Annotated in this window: 1 protein-coding gene; it reads left to right on the top strand. The window is 64.3% G+C overall.

Going from position 1 to position 1,630, the window contains the following annotated elements; translation table 11 throughout:
- Positions 1–1,630: putative Ig domain-containing protein (locus GGD46_RS33450; RefSeq protein ID WP_184711466.1), on the top strand; the 1,630-nt coding region annotated here is incomplete at both ends.

The following is a 1,630-nucleotide window of genomic DNA, read 5'->3' as shown; positions in this document are numbered from 1 at the left end:
CGGCGGTCAGCATCACCGTCACCGCCCCGACGCTGGTCTTCTCGCCGGCCGCCGGCGCCTTGCCGGCCGGCCAGATGAATACAGCCTATAGTCAGACGGTCACGGCCTCGAGTGGCACTGCTCCCTATGACTATGCCGTAACCGGCACATTGCCGGCCGGGCTGACGCTCAACCATGCGACGGGAGCAATCACCGGCACGCCGACTGCGGCCGGCAGCTACAGCTTCTCGATCAGCGCCACCGATGCCAATCATGCGGTGACGGCGGCGGCCTATACGCTTGCCATCTCGCCACCGCCGACCAGCTTCGTGTTCACGCCGCCGGGCGGAGCGCTGACGCAGGCCATGGCAGGCGAGGCCTATAGCCAGCAGGTCTCGGCAACCGGCGGTACGGCGACGAAGATCTACAGCCTTGCCTCCGGCAGCCTGCCGAACGGCATGGTGCTCAATATCTCGACGGGCCAGCTCAACGGGCCGCTCGCAGCCGGTAGCGAAGGCGATTACAGCTTTGCCATCCAGGTGCGAGACGGCAATGGCGCCACCGGGTCAGCCGCCTATACGCTGAAGGTGGTCACCCGTGCCGTCACCGTGCCCGATCAGGTGGTCGATGTGCCGGCCGGCTCGACGCCACCGGATATCTACCTCAACCGCGGTGCGACCGGTGGTCCGTTCACCGCGGCGGGTCTGACCTTCGTCGAGCCTGCCAATGCCGGCACGGCGACGATCATCCAGGGTCAGCTGGCACAGGCGGGACCCGTCACGACACCGGTCGGCTGGTATCTGCAATATACGCCGAACCCGGCCTATTCCGGCCAGGTCCGCGTCGGCTATAGGCTGACCAGTGCGCTTGGCACCTCCAATACCGGCACGGTCACCTATCATATCCGTTATGATGCCGGGAAGGTTGCCGAGGATATCGACAGTCTCGTGCGCGGCTTCGTGCAGTCGCGCCAGAACATGATCGCCAACACGATCGAGGTTCCCGGCCTGCTGCAGCGCCGGCAGATGGAGAAGGCGACGGATCCGGTGACGGCACGCATGACGCCGTCGCAGGAGGGGATGACGCTCAGCTTTGCCACCAGCCTGTCGCAGATGCGGGCGGCAGGCGGCGATGCGGATGCGGCGTCTGCGCCGTTCAACGTCTGGATCGGCGGCGCCTTCCTTGCCCATGACGACAGGAACCGCAAGGACAGCACCAGCAAATGGGGCAGCTTCGCCATGATCAACATGGGCGTGGACTATCTGCTCTCGGACAAGGCGCTGGTCGGTGTATCGTTCCATTATGACCGGATGACGGATCCGACGGATCAGGATGCGGAACTGTCGGGCAATGGCTGGCTTGCCGGCCCCTATACGTCGCTTGAGCTTGGCAAGGGCGTGTTCTGGAACGGCAGCCTGCGCTATGGCGGCTCGAACAACACGATCAATACCCAGTTCTGGGACGGCAGCTTCAAGACGACGCGCTGGATGGCGGATACGTCGATCGAGGGGCAGTGGAACCTCGACGAGGACACGACGCTGTCGCCGAAGCTCAGAATGATCTACTTCTCGGAAACGGTGAGCAACTACACGGTGAAGAACGGCGCCGGCGATGCGATCACCATTGACGGCTTCGACGAGGAGCAGTTCCG

This window comes from Martinezella lusitana (genome assembly GCF_014207095.1).
Lineage (GTDB): Bacteria > Pseudomonadota > Alphaproteobacteria > Rhizobiales > Rhizobiaceae > Rhizobium > Rhizobium lusitanum_B.
Note: the sequence above shows the minus strand (reverse complement) of the source record. Positions and strands in the feature narration are given on the sequence as shown.